This window comes from Chlamydia sp. 16-02 (assembly GCF_042235055.1).
In the GTDB taxonomy this organism is placed as follows: domain Bacteria; phylum Chlamydiota; class Chlamydiia; order Chlamydiales; family Chlamydiaceae; genus Chlamydia.
Genome location: NZ_CP114172.1, coordinates 798,589 through 817,112 on the forward strand (window position 1 = coordinate 798,589; position 18,524 = coordinate 817,112).

Below are 18,524 nucleotides of genomic sequence, written 5' to 3' on the forward strand. Positions count from 1 at the left end.
TTAGCCTTGCGTTCCTATCTCTTGATGTTAGAATACTTATTATTCTTGATCTTTTCGATGATTTTTCTACGGTTAATTAGTTCTAGTAGTTTATTTTGATGCTCTTGTAGACGCTTACAGGAGATATTGTGTTGTTTATAAATAGATACTTGTAATGTTTGCAAGTGTTCTAAAAGCGAATTGTAATGTTCTATATTGTTGCGGTATAAAAACCTTTCCTTTCTGATTTTAGAAGTCACCATCATCTGGTCTTTTATATTTACGAGCTCTTGAGATAGATAATACTTTTTACTTTTAAAGTGGCGTACTTTTAATAAAGAGTGATAGATTTTTATTTTTGATAGAGTAGAAAGGCTCACTAATTTTTTATTCAAGATTTACCAAAGCCTCCAACTCTTTCAAGGTGTTTTCTAACTGACAGTAACTTGATAATGGTTGGGAGAGGAAACTTTTTATGCTAGGAAGAATTTTTACAGCATCATCGAGATCTTTATCTTGTCCTGGAGTGTAGGCTCCTAATTGAATGATATCTAAAGCCTCCTGGTATGTTTTTAATAAGGCACGAAGTTTTTCAGCTGCTGCATAGTGATGAGGAAGAGCTAGTTTTTTCGCTGATCTCGATAGACTAAGAAGAATATCGATAGGAGGTGAAGCTAGAGCTTTCCCTTGATTAGTAAGGAAGAAATGCCCGTCTAAGAGCGATTTTAGATAATCTGTAAAGATATCCGGATGATTAGGATAATGTAAGATAGCGTATAAGGCGGTTATAGAACCTCGATCGTTATTCCCCGCACGTTCTGTAAATTCTGATACATGGTGGAAAACAGAAGCTGCGTATTGGTGAGCAGCTAGGGTTTCACCGGTTGCTAGGGCAACTTCTTGAAGGGCGGCTATCCATCGTGATAGAGAATCCATAATGAATAAAACATCATGACCTTGATCTCGGAAATATTCTGCTATTGTCATAGCAGCACGGCCTGAAATTACCTTTGTTGGTGCCGTTTCATGAGCAGGAGAGGCGATAATAATAGTTCGGTGTTGTTTGAGTCCTGAAGCATGCTGCTCTATATATTCACGTACTTCCCTTCCCCTTTCTCCGATAAGAGCGATGACATTAATTGTAGATTTAGATCCCGAAGCTATCGCAGATAATAACGAAGATTTTCCACTTCCTGGTTCTGAGAATACCCCAATACGTTGTCCTTTCCCTAAAGTTAAGAAAGCATCGATAGCTTTAATTCCCGTGGGGAAAATTTCTTGAATAGGTTGTCGGGACATCGGAGATGGCGGGGGAGCGATTAAGGGTTTTATATGTGTTTTTGGTAGGTTTTCTTTATTATCTAATGGATTTCCGAAACCATCGATGACACGACCAAGAAGATGATCAGAAAGATGTAGTGATGGGGGACGACGTAGAGGAAGAACTTCGGATCCTAAAGCAACATAGTGCATAGGGGATAGCGACATTAATAATGTTGTCTGATTGTGGAAACCGATAACTTCAGCAAGGAGATCGGGATATTTTGGCATGCAAATACGACAAAGTTCACCAAGGCATGCCGATAACCCCTGAACTTCTAAGAGATTCCCTGAGACTCTAGAGAGAAGTCCGCAAGTGCGGTAAGGCTGCCAATATTGAAGTTGGGATTTTTCGTAATTTAGATGTGTCATGCAGTTAAAACAGAAAGCAAATGATCTAATTCTTCTCCAATTTCTTGTCTTAGGATTCCTGAGGGAACCTCCATTTTATAGCTGGATTTTTTGCAAGATGTATCAGGGAGAAACTCCGCATGTTTAATCATGGGGACTTCATGCGTTGCTATCCAATCATTAAGTTTCTTATGATCTTCGGGATGAAGGAAGATCTTTATGGGAGATAAAGATCGCAAAGATGTATGTTGCTGTAGAGCAGAGGAAATTAAAAGTGCGAGCTCTTCAACATTGTCTAATTTCTTATAGAGGAATTTCTCGCAGGTTAAAATTGCGAGTTCTACAAGATCGGGTTTCAGTTGTTGAGGAACCTTCTCTATTTCAGAAAGCATGCGAATCGATAATTTCCGAAATATCTGAATTAAGGATAGAAGTTCTTGAAAAGCTTTATCATATCCTGAGGTTTCTCCTTCTGAAAAGCCCTGGGAGAATCCTTCATCCCAGTCTTTATTTCTCTCTGGGGAATCTAGCGAACCATCAGTATCTGAAGGGGATTGAGACAGTGTCACAAGATATACCTAATTCTTAATGTTTATAATTTCAGTACTTGGTGTTTTACATCTTCAGGCAAATGTTTGAAGATCTCATCGGCTTTCTTGGGATCCAAATACGAGAGAATCAGCCTAATTTTTTCGGGAGATTCTTTTTGTAGTATCTCTACCAGCTTTGCAATATTTATGCCCTGTTTTATTTTTTTTGATTCTGAAGGAATGTGCTCATAAGCGTAAAAAGCAAGGTAAAAGCTTGCCAAAGCAATAATTCCTAAACTAGAAAGTAGAATAGTCCCTCCAACGAGAAGTTTATAGGAGAGGCGATCTTTTTGTATCGTTTGTGAAAAAGGAAATTTCTCAATAATGATAGGATGATTACTCCCACAGATCTTCTTTAGATGATCTTCGGCATGAACTAGAAAAGCTTCTCTTTTTTCTTTTGGGAATTTTGCTAGGTACTTCTCATTAACCGTTAGCTGCACAGTAGGAGTGTTTTTTGTTATTAGATAGGCAAGAGCAAAATGTTCCTTAGGGAAAATTTTGCCTAAGTAATCTTCGCATGTAGATAGTAATAGAGAGTTGGTAGAAAACTCTCCTGGGGAGTAGATATTCCCTAGATTATCCGATAGGGTAATATGTTCTTTGTTTAATCCAGGAATGCTACTGGATAGATAGTCCGTGATAGACAGTAACAAAGATGATGAGAATACTTCGTTTCTATGAGACGAAAGAATAACTGAAACTTGAGGAACGATATCAGGATCATCTTCTGTAGGCAAAGATAGAGCTACAGTAGCATTAGCTACCGATTGAAACATTGTAAGATCTCTTTCTATCTGTTCTTTTTTTGCTAAGGACTCTAGTAATTTCGGGTTTCCTACTTGGCTAAGCTTAAACCAACCTGTAGTTTTTTTTTCAGATGTCTGAGAAAAATCAGGAGATTTGGAAGTGTTTTTTCCGAAAAAGATGGCACTCCCTAAAGCTGTAGACACAACTAAAAGGCCTAAAGGAGAGATGCCTAACGAAGCAGCTTTCTTTTTTAGGAATTGAAAAAACACAACAATCCTCAAGAAAAAATAATGAAATAATTATAGAGTTATTAACATTTCATCATTCTTTATCAAAAGATATGAATTATTGACAATTCACGAACTATAAAAGTTAATTAGTTTCGTCAGAGTATTGAGACATAGAAAAATCTAAAGATGCCTCATTTACTTTAATTTGCAATTCAGAATAAACATAGGCGCGTAAGAGTTGGCCTATAGAATTCAATGTAGATCCTATAGCAGAAAAACATCCAGAACAATTTCCTGCATAGGCAATTGTTACAATATTCCCCTCAAGATTTTCAATAAGCACGCTACCGCCATCGAGAGCTACATAAGGTGATATTTTATCTTCAGTGATTGTTCGTAGAGCGTGTAGTTGTGATTCTAAAGAGAGGCTTTCCCAAGCTTCTTTAGTATAAGGATTAGCATCTTCAATCTCTGAAGGTAAAAAGGATTCTTTTAGGGGTAGGGAACCATCTTCGAGGGGGATTTCCATACATTGTTCAGCAGCGATATCTAAAGCATCAATGACGCAGTGGTATAAAGCTGAACTATTGTCTGGAAGAGCAGGTTTGTTAGGATGGGAACGTAGCTCAGTATCGATGTTATTAACAGTTAAGTTATAAGCTTGTGCATAAGTTTTGCCAATAACTAAGTTGCATGTTGTTTCTGCAAGTACAAGTAGAAAAGGGTGTCCAAAATATTGGAATTTTGCATCGATAATTTTTCCATTTATCTTATCTATTAACCAATAAAATATCACATAATTGCCCATAAGCCTATGGCCTTGACTGCCGATAATCAGATTAGCTCCTTTTGTTTCGGCATCTTCTGCTGAAAATGTTCCTCCGCAATAAAATTTGTGAAATTTCTTCATAACTTTTGGAGATACATTTGCCCAAGAGGCTACAGGTTGAAATGGAATTGTCATACTGAGCTCGCAACTGCAGATTGAAGGTGGGCGCTACCCTCTTGGATAACGCGTCCTAAAGTTGTAAATTGTTCATCTTTCGTTCTCTCTGTGAAAGAAAAATGTAGAGCGCTGTGACAGAGAAAAGGCGATACCCCACAATTCTGTAGTATTTGAGATAGGGGTTGGAAACGCTCGTAACCAAGTCCTGGATAGATGCCTTGTTGGTGTAGGAAGAAAGCTAAGCTTTCAGCAGGGATATCTCCTATAGTAGCAATCATTACATTAGGAAGTTTATTTTCTAATTCTGGGAAAAGAAACTGCACATTGGGACAGGCCGCTTGGAGCGCTTTTGTAAGTTTATTTCTTAGATTTATCGAAGATAGGATCAATGAAGAAAAAGAAGACAAACGTTCCTGACATGCTGTTTTCATAGCTGCTACAGAGCCCAAACACAAAGTTCCTGGAGAATTTGTAGGTAGCCATAAATTGAAGAACTTACTCAGAGATTTTTTAATAAACACTCCTCCGACATTTCCAATTCCTCCTAAAGATAAAGAAGAAAATGTAAGAATATCAGCATCGAGCATTTCTGGAGTGATTGCTGCACGTCCTAAAATATCACAAAGGTCTAAATGTAGAACGACGCCACGATCTTTACATAAGGGTTGTAGAGATTCTATAGGTTCAATGAATCCTGTCATACCGTTGGCAGCAGATAATGAAAAGAGTAGGGTGCGCGGTGTTAGTGCCTCTGTAAGTTGTTCTGGAGAAAGTCTTCCTGAAGAGTTTATTGTTACCCAATCATAAGTAGTTCCTAATCCTTGCCGGCGGCAAATAGCATCAATATTATATTGCTGCTCATGAGAGGAGACTAAAAGATGATTCCTTCCTTGGAAAAAGGTAAGGTTTTCTAATAAAGCAGCTACGATAATTGCTGCAGCATGGGGAAAATGCGGAAGAAAATGAAATGTATGGGTTTCTTCAGAACAACCAACGAGCTTACGAGCAACCTCTTCAGTTTCATTAAGCAATTTCATTGCTGATGAAGGTGTTAAAGAGAATGGATCAGAATAAGTCTCCAAACTCTCTCGAACTGAAGCTGAAGGAGGTATTGCTTGTTGATTGTTTAACCAAATGGTTCTGGATGTCGTTCGAATGTGTGGCCGGTCCATAAATATACTATGGGTTTTCCTGTAGGTAACTCTAAAGAGAGTACCTCTTCTTCACTTAATTTTTCTATATCCATAATAAGTGAACGTAAGGAATTTCCGTGAGCAGATATGAATACATTTTTTGAATTCTTCAATAAAGGAAAGATGGTTTCTTCAAAATAGGGAACGGTACGTTGCCCAGTATCATAGAGACTTTCTCCGCTAGGAGGTGCTATTTTATAGCTTCGTCTCCATAATTTGACCTGTTCTTCACCAAATTTCTCGGCAGTTTCTTTTTTATTCTTCCCTTGAAGTTCTCCATACATTCTTTCGTTTAATGCGCTAGAACGATAAAGAGGAATCATATTCTTCTCTTCATCACTATAGATCCTACTCATTTGTTTCTGTTGCTCATCATCATGAACAATATAAGGAATTTTTTTAGAGTTGTGGTGTGTCATTGCAAGCAATGCCGTCATCAAACTTCTAACTAGAGAAGAAGTGAAGATACAGTCTATCGGGAGGTCTTTTATTACCTGACCTGCAAGAATAGCTTCGTCGATTCCTTTTTGACTTAGAGGGATATCTACCCATCCTGTAAAAAGATTTTTTTCATTCCAGACGGATTTTCCGTGTCGTAATAAGATAAGAAAAGCCATGACTTCCTGAGTGGTGGATTAAGAAAACTAGCATAGGAACAAAAAAACTTTTGTCTAGAAGAAAGATCTTTTCCCCGACAATATTTTTTTATAACAAAGAACAGTGGACCTCTATTGTCATTCTTGGGCACAATATATGTCTCGAATGGAGAATATTATGGCAAAGGTTCGTCTCAATAAGTTTTTAGCTTCTTCTGGTGTTGCATCACGCAGGAAGTGTGATGAGATTATTTTTTCAGGGCATGTAACTGTAAATGGTCGTGTGGCTCCTGGCCCTTTTGTGACAGTAGATGAAGAAATGGATACTGTGAAGGTAGATGGTCAGCGCGTAGGTATGACTAAGAAAGTATATTTCATGGTCCATAAACCTTTGGGATATTTATGTTCTTCCGAGAAAAAATTCCCAGGAGATAAACTAGTTATCGATTTGTTTTCCCATCTTCCTTATCGGGTATTTACTGTCGGTAGATTAGATAAGGAAACTTCTGGACTGATTTTAGTAACGAATGATGGAGAATTTTCTAATAAGATTATCCATCCTTCTTTTGGAATTACCAAAGAATACTTGCTTAAGGTAAACCGCGAAATTACTGCGAAAAATCTTGAAGATCTTATGGAAGGGACTGTTATTGATGGTAAGAGAATTCGTCCTGTTTCTGTTGAGAAGATCCGTCGGGGTACAATCAAAATTATTGTAAATGAGGGGAAGAAACATGAAATCCGTTTGTTTGCAGAAGCTGCGGGGTTACCTATTTTAGAGCTTACACGTATTCGTATAGGAAGCTTTGTTCTTGGAGGTCTTCGTTATGGGGAATATCGTGAGCTTACCGATGCTGAGATTCTTACGTATATGTAGCGCTCTGTTGCTTTTTTATCACCGGTGAGCCATATGCAACCTATGGCAGGATTAGTCTTTGTAGTTATTTTTAGCGTATTATTCGGCGCTTTTCTTGGGGCATATTGTCAGCTATATTATCTCATAAAGAATATTATGCTTTCTTGGGAGTGTTTGCTTGCTCATGCAATAGCAAAACGTCAGGCGTTACTTTCTCTTTCAGTAAATTTTGCCTCACCACAATTATCTCAGGAAGCAGAGTTTTTAATGCAGCATCATAAGATGTCTTGGCGAGAGTTTTTAAAACATGGTTACGATATTCTTTTTGCATTTCAAGAAATGGAAGAAACTCTTCCTAAACTAGTCCATCAGATTTTAGAATCTATAGGGGAACATCATGAATGTGAGGATACTGTTCGTTCTCTAGAGGATTTTTGGGCTAGGGATAATTTATTTGCCTTTGAGACCGCTGCTTACGAGCAGGCCGTTGAAAAATATCTAAAGCAACGATCAAGTCCGTCGTTGTGGATAGCCTCTAGACTATTTCGTTTTCTTGATCTACCTATGATCTATTTCTCTCGCTAGGATTTTTGAGAATCTTTGTAAGATACTTTTTTTTACATGTTCAATAAGCTTCTCACGAATTTCTTCAAGATCTACAGTGCGATTTAATAGTATTGAAAGGGATGTTGCTGGTTGGTCTATAGAAGTAAGTTCTTCTTTTTTCGTATTGCCATTTATCCCTATTCCTAAAACTATTCCTAAATAGCCTTGCGCAGGCATAGTTTCACTAAGAACCCCGCAGAGTTTCTCTTCATTTACTAAAATATCATTAGGCCATTTTATAGTTCCATTACGAATGCCCAGATCTTGAATAAGATTGAGAACTGCTTCTGTTCCTAAACGGAATAATTGGCTAATATCGATATCTAATTCGGTAATGAAAAAGCACAGCGATACGGTAAGATCTTTATCGGACGAAAGCCAAGTTTTATTAAATTTACCTTTCCCAGCTGTTTGCTTTTGAGTGGAAATAACAGTAAGAACATGGGGACTCCATAGATGCATAAGCTGTTTTGCTGTTTCATTCGTGGAAGGAGTTTCTGCTATTTCATAATAAATAACTTTCATTGGAAGTATCCCACTCTTAAGCTATAAAGAGCATTATGAGAAACGCTAGATATTTCAGCTATGTCAATTCTTGGGTGTTTATTGTCATTATTTTATTAATGATGATTAGCGTAGTTGTTATTTCTTCGATGGATCCCTCTACCATCCTAGTCACATCATCCAAGGGATTATTCACGAATAAAAGCATCATGCAAATTCGTCATTTTGCTTTGGGATGGCTAGCTTTCTCTTTATGTATGTATCTTGATTACCATAGCTTAAGAAGCTGGGCATGGGTTCTCTATATTCTCATGCTTTTGAGCCTTGTAGGTTTGTTTTTTGTCCCCACAGTGCAAAATGTTCATAGATGGTACAAGATCCCTTTTATCGGTTTGAGTGTTCAACCTTCTGAATATGCTAAGCTTATTGTTGTAATCATGCTTAGCTATACGTTAGATGTGCGCAAATCAGTAATTTCTTCGAAGACTACAGCCTTACTTGCTTGTATTATTGTTGGTATTCCCTTTTTGCTTATTTTTAAAGAGCCAGATTTAGGTACTGCCCTGGTGCTATGTCCTGTCGCTTTGGCAATTTTCTATTTAGGGAATATCCACCCTTTATTTGTGAAAATCTGTGCGACAATTGCAGGTTTAGGCATGTTCTGCTCTTTGCTGATTTTCTCAGGGATAATTTCTCACGAGAAGGTTAAGCCTTATGCACTAAAGGTGATTAAAGAATATCAATACGAAAGGCTAAGCCCTTCGAATCATCATCAACGTGCGTCTTTAATTTCTATTGGCTTAGGTGGTGTTAAAGGTCGTGGATGGAAGTCTGGGGAATTTGCTGGTAGAGGATGGTTGCCTTACGGTTATACAGATTCAGTATTTTCTGCTTTAGGAGAAGAGTTCGGTCTGATGGGCCTATTTTTTGCCTTATGGATGTTTTACTGTCTCATTTGTTTTGGTTGCCGAACTGTAGCTGTGGCTGTTGATGATTTCGGTAGATTATTAGCTGCAGGAATTACCGTGCATATTTCTATGCACGTGTTAATCAATATCAGCATGATGTGCGGCTTGATGCCCATTACCGGAGTTCCCTTAGTATTAGTGTCTTACGGAGGGTCTTCAGTGATTTCTACAATGGCATCTTTAGGAATTTTACAAAGTATCTATAGTCGTAGATTCTCAAAATACTAAAAGCTTACTTTAACAGCCGTAAGGCGTTAAGTCCAACTACAATGGTGCTGCCTTCATGGAGAATTACAGCAAGCCATAAAGGAATAATTCCTAGTGAGGCAGGCCATGAAACAAGAAGGATAATCGCTAAGGCTAAGCCTAGGTTTTGTGTGACGATTTTTCGCGTTTTCTTTGCTTTTCTTATGATCCACGGTAATAGAGAAATTGCATCATGGAGAAGAACAATATCCGCAGCTTCTATTGCCGTGGCACTTCCTGCTTCTCCCATAGCAACCCCAACTGTTGCTTGTGCGAGAGCAGGGGCATCGTTAATGCCATCACCAACCATAAGGATATGGCGTTTCTTCGCGAGTTCGCGTACTTTTTCTAATTTATCATCTGGAGATAGATCAGAAAAGACTTCAGAAATCCCTAAGAGCTTCGCAGTATTTTCCGCACTAATTTGATGGTCTCCTGTGAGCATGCTAATAGGATAACCTTCATCTCTAAGTTCTTTCACAATTTTCCCAGCATCAGGACGGGGAGTATCTTTAAAATAAAATAATGCGCAGCTTCCTTGTAAATAAGCTAGTGAACATATTTCCCCACGTTGTCTGGCAGTATGTACACGCTCTTCTAATTCCTGAACGTAATCTTGAGGGACTTTTTGTAGGGCTGTATCGACTCTTCCTACAAACGCCTCCTGACCTTGGAAAATACCCCGAACTCCTTTCCCAGGAATCATACAGTATTCTTCAGCGGGAAGAGAAGAAACATTATTCTTTATAAGATAGGCAGCAATTGCTTGTGCAATAGGATGCATAGAAGATTGTTCTAAAGCTAAAATGGCAGGAAAGAAATCGGGATTTTTTTCTCCAAAATTATCACAACCAATACAAGTAAGCTCTCCTGTGGTTAGTGTTCCTGTTTTATCCATAACAATAGAATTACAAGAAGCTAAGCGATCTAAGACGACACCGCCTTTAAGAAGAACTCCATGTTTTGCACAGGCATTTACTGCACTTAGATAGGCAATCGGAATAGCAATAATTAATGCACAGGGAGATGCTGCAATGAGAAATGCTAGGGCGCGATAAAAAGCACTATTGGGTCCTAAGAAAGGAATAGAGGTAAATAAAGGAACTAAAACAGCTATAGATGTCGAAATACCGAAGATTGTTAATGCATAGGCTGAAGAATATTTATCTAAACGTTGTTGTAAACGAGGTTTGGATTTCTGTGCTTGAATAACTAGATTAATAATATGGGCAATTGTTGAGTCTGCACCTGTTTTTAAAACCTTCAGGTCAAAACTCCCTTCAAGATTATGTGCTCCCGCGGGAACTATGGAGCCCATCTGACAAGATTTAGGAATTTTTTCTCCAGTAAGATGCATAAGATTAATAGAAGAGGAACCGTGAATAATTTCTCCATCTAAGGGAACGATCTCGCCACTTTTGACTCGGATAATATCACCAACTTGAACTTGACTTACTGGCGTTTTTTCTAAGTTCCCATCTTCACCAACTATCCAGGCAATAGTGGGTGCTAAATGTTTCAGAGAAGCTAGTGTGCTCTTTGCTTTCCCTGATACCATTTGTCCAAGGGCTTCAGAAATAGCAAATAAAACAAGAAGTAAAGACCCCTCCAAAGCTCCACCAATGAAAATAGAACCAAAGGCTGCTGAGGTCATTAAAATATCAATATTCACAGTCTTATTGCGGATATCATCTAAAGATTTTATCAGGGCTGGGGTTCCAGCAAGAAAAAATGTAAAAACAACAAATAAATTAGAAATATCAACAATGCGAAACCAATAAAAAGCTAACGCACACAGATATGTTCCTAAAGAAATACACGCGGACTTTAAAGAAAGATTACGACTCAATAACCGATTCTTTTGGGATAACATGGGGCTATTATCTTCTGCCATGCCTGATTCAAAAAAATTGTTTAATATTTCTGGTGAAAATGGGGTGGAGAATAATCGTGAAAACACTACGATACCTGGGCTCTATAAAAATTTTACACAAGTGCAAACGATGCTTATGGAGGTAATAAAAATACCTAAAACCCACACAACTTCTGTGATCACATCATTTCCTAATATTTTTGCTTTTGTGGCAGAGAGTATGGTGATAAGTACTCCGGATAATACACCTGCTACTGTATAACTAGAACAGAGGACTAATGGTAAGAAGAGAATTAGCCCGATAAGTCCTCCGAGCGTACGTGTCCCACCTTGTTTTAAAGGATGAGGGAAGTTCTCCATAGAAATATGAAGTTCTTCGCGGATCATAGTATCAAGAAGGAGCGTAGAATCAGAACTGACATAATCTACCATTTCTTCAAGAAGGGGTGATTTGAATCCTTGATTTTTAAAGATAACATTGAGTTCTAAACGTTCTTGTTCAGGATGTTTTTCTATTTCTTCTTTTTCCTGAAGCATAAAACGATGGGAAAGCTCCATGTAGGACCAGGCTTTTTTTGCCTTCAGGCAGCCTCGATAAAAAATCCATCCTAATCCTAGTGAAAATAGAATCTCTGTTTGTGTTCCTTGAGAAATAGGAAGAAGAAAGGCGAGTGTTCTGATGAAAAATAGGAAGATACCCGTAGATAAGGCATCACTTGCTAGATGATAGAAAAAGCCTTTTATTGTTGTATGGGGCTCGCCAATACAAACCCCGTGTTGATCTCTAACAGTCTTGAGGTGTTCTTCAGGAGTTCCGTTTTTGAAATGGTCATAATCGGTCTTCATCAATCTTATCCGTACGGTATATAGTTTATATTGCCTTAGATTTTTTCATATTTTCAATACAGATCCTATTTTTGAGGTAATAATACTTCCTGATTCCCTAAGTAAGGGCGTAGAACTTCAGGAATAATTACAGAGCCATCTTCTTGCTGATTATTTTCTAAAATTGCAACAAATAAACGAGGTGTTGCTAAACCCGAACCATTAAGGGTATGAATAAAATGCATCTTCCCTTGACTATCTTTATAACGAGTTTCTGAACGACGTGACTGGAAATCTGTACACTGGGAGATAGAAGAAACCTCATAGTAAGATTGTTGACCAGGGAGCCAAACTTCAGCATCTATGGTTTTTGATGCTGTAAAGGACATATCTCCTGTGGAAAGTAAAGATAAACGGTAAGGAAGTTTTAATTCTGTGAGAATATCTTCCACAACAGCAAGCATCTTTTCATAAGCCTGATTAGCTTGTTCTGGAGTAGTGAAAGCAAACATCTCTACTTTATTAAACTGATGTACACGAACAAGCCCACGTTCATTAGCACCCGCAGCCCCTGCCTCCCTACGGAAACATGGTGTACATGCCGCGTAATATATAGGTAGATCTTTTTCATTAAAAATTTCTTGAGAATGGAATCCGTTGAGAACAACCTCAGCAGTAGGAATCAGGTAAAGGGATTGATCCCCGTCTTCTACACGATAATATTGCCCATCAAATTTAGGAATTTGTCCCGAGCCGAAAAGAATTTCGCGTTTTACAAGAAGAGGAGGAAGCCATAATTGAAATCCATGTTCGCGCTGCTTATTTAATAAATAAGTAAGTAATGCCCACTCTAAAAGAACACCCTGATTCTTATAGGCAGGCCATCCAGATCCTGAAGTTTTTGCAGGAAGTTTAAAATCTAAAATTTGTAATTTTTGATTTAGCTCTACGTGATGTTTAGGAGTGAAAGAAAATGTCGGCAAAGAACCCACACTTTTAATTACTTGATTACCCGATTTGTCAGGACATACAGGAACATCTTCTTCAGGGTAATTAGGAAGACGTACGAGAAGGTCTTGTAAAGTAGTATTTTTTTCTTCAAGTAAAGCCTCTAATTTCTCCAAATCTTGAGAGAGTTTTTCAACTTCATCAATCATATTAGATACATCTTCACCTTGAGCCTTAGCTTTATGGATTTGTGTAGACAGCAGTTTTCTTTGAGATTGTAGAGCTTCTGAATCTGTTTTCAATTGACGGACTTCTTTATCCAAATCAAGAATAGGAAGAAGAGAAATATTAGGATCTTTCCTACGAAGACGGGTTGCGCATTCTTCAGGTGCCTTGCGTATTAATTTTATATCCAACATCCTTGTATCTCTTTAATTACCTTTTCTCACAAAGGCAAAGTATATGGAAGATTTCTCTGAGCAACAACTATTTTTTATGCATCGAGCTATAGAATTAGGAGAAAAGGGAAGATTTTCTGCCCCACCGAATCCTTGGGTGGGCTGTGTAATTGTAAAAAATGGACAGATTATAGGAGAGGGATATCATGAGAAAAAAGGTCAACCGCACGCAGAAGAAAATGCGATAAACTCTACATCCGTATCAGTAGAAGATAGTGATGTTTATGTAACTTTAGAACCGTGTTGTCATTATGGAAGCACACCTCCTTGTGTGAATCTATTAATCAAATATAAAATTTCTACTGTTTATGTTGCTTTATTAGACCCTGATAATCGGGTTGCTGGTAAGGGAGTTTTTGCTTTACGGCAAGCAGGGATACATGTTTTTGAAGGCTTAGGTAAAAAAGAGGCTGAGGAGTCTTTAAAATCTTATATTTACCAGCGTACCTTTGGCAAGCCTTGGATTGTGCTTAAAAGTGCGGCTACTTTGGATGGTCAGACTGCCGACAGGGATGGAGAATCTCAGTGGATCACTTGCCCGGAAGCTCGCATGGATGTGGGTAAATTACGTGCTAGTTCTCAGGCTGTTGTTGTGGGCTCTAAAACTGTTGTACAAGATAATCCTCTGTTGACTGCAAGGAAACCTTCTGGAGAGCTCTATTCTCATCAACCGTTACGTGTTGTTATTGATAGTTTGGGTACTGTAACAGCAGAGGCAAAAATTTTTCATAGTCATGGACAATCACTCTATGTAACCACGTCGCAATGTCCAAAAGATCATATTAAAAATATTGAAAAACAAGGTGTAGAGATTTTAGTTACTGAACCTCGAAATTCTAGAGTAAATTTACATGAATTAATCTCATATTTATCTAAAAAACATATTTTACAGGTTCTTATTGAAGGTGGATCTATTTTACACACTGCATTTTTGAAAGAACGTTTAGCGAATGCTCTAATTGTTTATCTGGGACCAAAAATTTTTGGAGATCAAAGGAAGCCTCTTTTTGGAGATTTGGGGTATCGTTTAGATTCTGCTCAAAAAATTCTTCCTAAATTTTCTAAGATTTTAGGAAATTCTTTAAAAACGTGTTGGGAAGTTGTTGGATAGAGGAAATAGGGGAAGAGATTGAAGTGAATAGGGGATTTCTATTAGCATTCCTAGAGAATAGAGGTCAGTGATTGGGAGGAACCCTAGTGATAAAATCCGATGAGGATGCACGTGCATCATGTTTTGTCCCAATAGAAAAGGCAATCGCAGATATCTCTGAAGGGAAATTTGTTATTGTTGTTGATGAAGCTTCAAGAGAAGATGAGGGGGATCTTATCATCGCTGGTGAGAAGATGACCACAGAAAAGATGACTTTTCTTCTTAAATATACGACAGGAATTATTTGTGCTTCTTTAGAACCTGAAAGAATAAAAGATTTAGAATTCCCTCTTATGGTTGAAGACAATTGTTGTCGTTATCGTACAGCATTTACAGTTTCGGTAGATGCTGCTAAAGGTATAACCACAGGAGTTTCTGCAGCGGACAGAACAAAAGTCGTAGAGCTATTATCTGATCCTAATAGTCGTCCCGAAGATTTTGTCCGGCCAGGACATTTTTTCCCGCTAGTAGGCACTCCAGGAGGCGTATTAAAACGTGCTGGACATACAGAAGCTGCTTTAGATCTTATGCGTTTAGCAAATATGCAGCCTTGTGGGGTTCTTTCAGAGCTTGTTAACGAAGACCATACCATGATGCGTCTTCCCCAAATTATAGAATTCGCTAAACAACACAAGCTTTCAGTAATCTCTATTTCTGATTTGATAGCCTATCGTATGTTATCCGAAAGGTTGGTAATTCCTGTTTCGTCAGCTCGTCTTCCTACAGAATACGGGGATTTCAATATTCATGTTTATGAATCTCTTCTTGACGGTATCCAACATATTGCTTTGGTGAAAGGTGATATAAGGGGAAAAGAAAATATTCTTGTTCGTGTGCATTCTGAATGTCTTACTGGAGATATTATGGGATCCATGCGTTGTGACTGTGGACATCAGCTACGCTCCGCTATGGAATATATTGGGTTGGAAGGAGAGGGTGTTGTCGTTTACCTACGTGGACAGGAAGGACGCGGTATTGGCTTAGGTCATAAGGTTCGTGCCTATGCTTTACAAGATCGCGGTTATGACACTGTTGATGCTAACTTAGAAATTGGCTTTCCCGTAGATTCTAGAGAGTATGGAATAGGAGCACAGATTTTAGTTGATCTAGGATTGACAAAGATCAAATTGATTACTCATAATCCCCACAAATATTTCGGGCTTCAGGGTTTTGGGTTGGAGATTGTTGATAGAATTGCTCTCCCAATTAATGTCTCCGAAGAAAACGAGTATTACCTACGCACAAAAAAGGAGCGTATGGGGCATTGGATAGACTTCCCCTATATTGAGGAAGTGAACACAAGATAATCTAGGATTATAATGACAACATTTAAAGGGGTGGCATCGGCAAAAGGCATGCGGGTTGCTATCGTTGGTGCGTGTTTTAATGGGCCTATAGCCGACGCATTGGTTTCAGGAGCACAACAGACTTTTCTGGATCTAGGGGGAACAGAAGATATGTTGACCATAGTACGTGTTCCCGGATCGTTTGAGATTCCTTGTACATTGAAGAAACTTCTTACTTCAGGTATAGAGTACGATGCTATAGTAGCCTGCGGTGTCCTTATTAAAGGTGAAACCACACATTATGACCATATAGCTGATCAGGTTTCAGCAAGAATTAGCGAATTATCTATAGAATTTAATCTCCCAATTACCTTTTCAGTTATCACAGCACCCTGCATAGATTCTGCATGGCAACGTGCAGGAATTAAAGGGTCAAATTTAGGAATTTCCGGGATGAAAACAGCTTTAGAAATGGCTGATCTTTTTAAAAAGTTATAATAATGTAGCGTTGCACTTTAAAGTGTAACGCTAACAGAACCATTTAAGTGCACTCGCACAGCAATATTCTCAGAAAAGATATCTAAACCTCCACAAGAAACCGTAGTTTCTGAAAAGTCTAAAATAGTTGTTTGGTCAAGCAATTGCTTTTTTAGCATGTCCTTGTGAACACGCAAACTTTTTACTACTAAAGATAATGCTGTAGAGTAAACTTGACGTAAACGGCTTTCAGGACTTGCTGTTGCTGTTCCATGATTTGCCTGTAGTAAACCGGTAATGAGATTAGGAAGGCCTCGGATTTCTAAAGGAACGTGTTCCCCTTGTGTTGTATAGAAACTGTTTACTAAACCTTCGGATTCATCAATAGGGAGATTTTTAAAACTCCAGGTAAGAGCATTAGCTTCTACGGGTGAAAGCTCCATAAGAGTTGCTAAGCGTACTAAAGCCATATCACTACGGGAAGATCCTTCAAACCCCAAGCGATTTGCTCTGTATGTGAAGTAACGGGAAAAGGCTTCCTCTACAGTCGCATGTTGTTGCAGCATGGATAACAAAGGAGCAAAATTATAGTAAAATTCTTGAGAACAATTGTTTTCGCCGCAGATATCCAGAGAATAGAGATATAAATCTAAAACTACTAAAGGACGCTTGGCTCTGCCAATGGATAGAAGTTGAGAACTCGGCATCGTTGTAAGATTGAAGAGCGAATCATAATCAGCTAAGCGGCGTAGGGTAACAAATACCTCTTTTTGTTCAGGAGACAATCGAGAATACGAGGGGCTTAATTCTGGAAACGCCTTTAACACATGTAGAGCTTTCGCATAGAAAGCATCAACGCGAGACTCTGTGAAGTAGGGTTTAAAGTTTGCAGCAGCTTTTGCAGAACACCCCATGTGTTTTAAAACAATAGCTGTCTCTAAGATTTTTAGAGTGTTATCAAAATGTTTCGGAGAGTTTAAGAAATAAATCAACTGTCTATGGGTAGTTTGGAATTGCTTAAACGTGATGCTATCTTCTGACGGCTGTAGTTGACAGAGCTGAGCATAAGATTGGCGTGAGCCTTGTATTAATAAATGGAGATATATCAAACTACGTATAGCCACATCAAAGGCAGGGATTTTTTTATCAAATAGTGATAAAGAATAGGCTGTTTTAGATGTTGAGGTAATACTTGCTGCAGTCGACGGCTCTGTTAACCAAAGTAGTTCTGGATATTGACGCAGCTTGTATTCGATCCAAGAATCAGACCCTATTTTCCCTTTGCCGGAAGGCGTATTCATGGAGAGCATCGCTGATGAAGTCGGAGCTCCGTAAGAAATGTAAGGAAAACTTAAAAGACAAGCTACTAAACAAGCGCAGCTTCGAATTATAAGGATTTTTAACATAAGATCCTCTGGCACCTAATTGTTTTGTTAATTTCTCTTGATAAAGAGGATTAACTAAATGCCCCATGTTGATAACAAAATGGCCAATAACAAATCAACCCGAGAAACTCAAGAATGATTTCCCTGAGAGAAATTAGAGAGATATCGTTATGATGTTAAAAATCTTAATATTAAAAAATAAAAATGCCAATATGCTCTATTTTTAATGTGTTTGTGATATAATAGTATAACTTTTAATTTTAAACTTAACTAAAGTAATGAAAAAATATATCTATAAGTACAGTTTTGGCGGTTTGGTATTGCTCTTGAGTTTGAGTAGTTGCTGCTTGAACCCTTATGGATCTAAGCAGCACTCAAAAAACTCGAAGGACATAAATAACGAATCTGTTATACTCACGGAAAGTGAAAAGAAGCCTTCACGTCGTTCGCGAAGATTATTTGCTCGACGTAGTCAATCTAAGAAGGACATACAGAAAGTGCACGCTAATTTTAAGGAATACGAAGCTCAGATAACAGATCAAGACAAAAGAGACATCTCTTTCGTCGTTGACGCTGCTTCTGAAAAATCCTCTATTTCGTTAGCTATGTCTCAAAGTGAGATTAAGAGTGCTTTAAACCGTATCAGAGAACTTCACCCTTTAGCTTTATTAAAGCTGTTAGCTGAAAATCCTTCATTGATTGAGGGTATGAAGAAAATGCAAAGCCGTGATTGGATTTGGAATATGTTTATGTCCGAATTAAGCGAAGTATTTTCTCAAGCTGCTTCTCAGGGTGTTATCACTGAAGAAGATATTGCTGCTTTTGCCTCCACCTTAGGATTAGATTCCGGGACCGTTGCCTCCATTGTGCAAGGGGAAAGGTGGCCTGAGCTTTTAGATATCGTGATATCTCAACCTTCTTAAGCTCTCTACAACGAAGCTTCCTTTCCCCTAAACAAGGAGAGGAAGCCACGAGTTAATTTTGCTG

The 18,524-nt window shown here is 38.3% G+C and carries 18 protein-coding genes and 1 pseudogene; 7 read left to right on the forward strand and 12 right to left on the reverse strand.

Annotated elements, in window-relative coordinates:
• From O1W70_RS03475 to O1W70_RS03505, 7 genes and pseudogenes are all read right to left on the reverse strand, one after another.
• A pseudogene (locus O1W70_RS03475) lies at positions 1–374 on the reverse strand (hypothetical protein).
• Positions 367–1,671: a FliI/YscN family ATPase gene (locus O1W70_RS03480; protein ID WP_332380964.1), complete on the reverse strand. Its 1,305-nt coding sequence runs from the start codon at positions 1,669–1,671 to the stop codon at positions 367–369. The pseudogene O1W70_RS03475 and the gene O1W70_RS03480 overlap by 8 nt, the downstream one beginning before the upstream one ends.
• Positions 1,668–2,219 (reverse strand): flagellar biosynthesis protein, encoded by a 552-nt coding sequence (locus tag O1W70_RS03485; RefSeq protein ID WP_375797192.1) that lies wholly within the window; start codon positions 2,217–2,219, stop codon positions 1,668–1,670. Before O1W70_RS03485 ends, O1W70_RS03480 begins: the two co-directional genes overlap by 4 nt.
• A 23-nt stretch (positions 2,220–2,242) precedes the next feature.
• Positions 2,243–3,259, reverse strand: a complete 1,017-nt coding sequence (locus O1W70_RS03490) for a type III secretion system protein (RefSeq protein WP_332380966.1) — start codon at positions 3,257–3,259, stop codon at positions 2,243–2,245.
• 103 nt (positions 3,260–3,362) lie between these two features.
• Complete coding sequence (locus O1W70_RS03495; RefSeq protein ID WP_332380967.1) at positions 3,363–4,184, reverse strand: NifU family protein; 822 nt, start codon at positions 4,182–4,184, stop codon at positions 3,363–3,365.
• Positions 4,181–5,338 carry an aminotransferase class V-fold PLP-dependent enzyme gene (locus O1W70_RS03500; RefSeq protein ID WP_332380968.1) on the reverse strand — a complete coding sequence of 386 codons (1,158 nt, stop codon included), beginning with the start codon at positions 5,336–5,338 and terminating at the stop codon, positions 4,181–4,183. Before O1W70_RS03500 ends, O1W70_RS03495 begins: the two co-directional genes overlap by 4 nt.
• Positions 5,293–5,976 carry a 2,3-bisphosphoglycerate-dependent phosphoglycerate mutase gene (locus tag O1W70_RS03505; RefSeq protein WP_332380969.1) on the reverse strand — a complete coding sequence of 228 codons (684 nt, stop codon included), beginning with the start codon at positions 5,974–5,976 and terminating at the stop codon, positions 5,293–5,295. The genes O1W70_RS03500 and O1W70_RS03505 overlap by 46 nt, the downstream gene beginning before the upstream one ends.
• A 157-nt stretch (positions 5,977–6,133) precedes the next feature.
• Here O1W70_RS03505 and O1W70_RS03510 point away from each other — a divergent pair, with 157 nt between their 5' ends.
• Together O1W70_RS03510 and O1W70_RS03515 are read left to right on the forward strand one after the other, a co-directional pair.
• A complete protein-coding gene (locus tag O1W70_RS03510) occupies positions 6,134–6,832 on the forward strand; it encodes a pseudouridine synthase (protein ID WP_332380970.1) in 699 nt (232 codons plus the stop codon).
• A 42-nt stretch (positions 6,833–6,874) separates the two neighbouring features.
• Positions 6,875–7,396, forward strand: a complete 522-nt coding sequence (locus O1W70_RS03515; protein ID WP_332381185.1) for a hypothetical protein — start codon at positions 6,875–6,877, stop codon at positions 7,394–7,396.
• Here the strand turns inward: O1W70_RS03515 and O1W70_RS03520 are convergent.
• Positions 7,370–7,942 carry a biotin--[acetyl-CoA-carboxylase] ligase gene (locus O1W70_RS03520; protein WP_332380971.1) on the reverse strand — a complete coding sequence of 191 codons (573 nt, stop codon included), beginning with the start codon at positions 7,940–7,942 and terminating at the stop codon, positions 7,370–7,372. The genes O1W70_RS03515 and O1W70_RS03520 overlap by 27 nt on opposite strands.
• Positions 7,943–7,977: 35 nt before the next feature.
• Here O1W70_RS03520 and O1W70_RS03525 point away from each other — a divergent pair, with 35 nt between their 5' ends.
• Positions 7,978–9,117 (forward strand): FtsW/RodA/SpoVE family cell cycle protein, encoded by a 1,140-nt coding sequence (locus O1W70_RS03525; protein ID WP_332380973.1) that lies wholly within the window; start codon positions 7,978–7,980, stop codon positions 9,115–9,117.
• A 4-nt stretch (positions 9,118–9,121) separates the two neighbouring features.
• Here the strand turns inward: O1W70_RS03525 and O1W70_RS03530 are convergent, their stop codons facing one another.
• The 3 genes from O1W70_RS03530 to serS all read right to left on the reverse strand — a co-directional run bounded on the left by O1W70_RS03530 (position 9,122) and on the right by serS (position 13,200).
• Positions 9,122–11,095 carry a cation-translocating P-type ATPase gene (locus O1W70_RS03530; RefSeq protein ID WP_332380975.1) on the reverse strand — a complete coding sequence of 658 codons (1,974 nt, stop codon included), beginning with the start codon at positions 11,093–11,095 and terminating at the stop codon, positions 9,122–9,124.
• 15 nt (positions 11,096–11,110) lie between these two features.
• Positions 11,111–11,854 carry a VIT1/CCC1 transporter family protein gene (locus tag O1W70_RS03535; protein ID WP_332380977.1) on the reverse strand — a complete coding sequence of 248 codons (744 nt, stop codon included), beginning with the start codon at positions 11,852–11,854 and terminating at the stop codon, positions 11,111–11,113.
• 65 nt (positions 11,855–11,919) lie between these two features.
• On the reverse strand, positions 11,920–13,200 hold the full coding sequence (gene serS, locus O1W70_RS03540; protein ID WP_332380979.1) for a serine--tRNA ligase: 1,281 nt from the start codon (positions 13,198–13,200) through the stop codon (positions 11,920–11,922).
• Between the two features lie 43 nt (positions 13,201–13,243).
• Between serS and ribD the strand changes: the two genes are divergently transcribed.
• The 3 genes from ribD to ribH all read left to right on the forward strand — a co-directional run bounded on the left by ribD (position 13,244) and on the right by ribH (position 16,173).
• The gene (ribD, locus tag O1W70_RS03545) at positions 13,244–14,350 is read left to right on the forward strand and encodes a bifunctional diaminohydroxyphosphoribosylaminopyrimidine deaminase/5-amino-6-(5-phosphoribosylamino)uracil reductase RibD (protein ID WP_332380981.1); all 1,107 of its coding nucleotides are present in this window, start codon (positions 13,244–13,246) and stop codon (positions 14,348–14,350) included.
• An 86-nt stretch (positions 14,351–14,436) separates the two neighbouring features.
• Complete coding sequence (locus O1W70_RS03550; RefSeq protein ID WP_332380983.1) at positions 14,437–15,696, forward strand: bifunctional 3,4-dihydroxy-2-butanone-4-phosphate synthase/GTP cyclohydrolase II; 1,260 nt, start codon at positions 14,437–14,439, stop codon at positions 15,694–15,696.
• Positions 15,697–15,708: 12 nt separating this feature from the next.
• Complete coding sequence (ribH, locus tag O1W70_RS03555; protein ID WP_332380984.1) at positions 15,709–16,173, forward strand: 6,7-dimethyl-8-ribityllumazine synthase; 465 nt, start codon at positions 15,709–15,711, stop codon at positions 16,171–16,173.
• A 17-nt stretch (positions 16,174–16,190) separates the two neighbouring features.
• On the opposite strand, the gene O1W70_RS03560 is transcribed toward ribH, so the two are convergent.
• A complete protein-coding gene (locus tag O1W70_RS03560; protein WP_332380986.1) occupies positions 16,191–17,558 on the reverse strand; it encodes a hypothetical protein in 1,368 nt (455 codons plus the stop codon).
• A 257-nt stretch (positions 17,559–17,815) separates the two neighbouring features.
• Between O1W70_RS03560 and O1W70_RS03565 the strand changes: the two genes are divergently transcribed.
• Positions 17,816–18,460, forward strand: a complete 645-nt coding sequence (locus O1W70_RS03565) for a hypothetical protein (protein ID WP_332380988.1) — start codon at positions 17,816–17,818, stop codon at positions 18,458–18,460.
• The last annotated feature ends 64 nt before the right edge of the window (positions 18,461–18,524 follow it).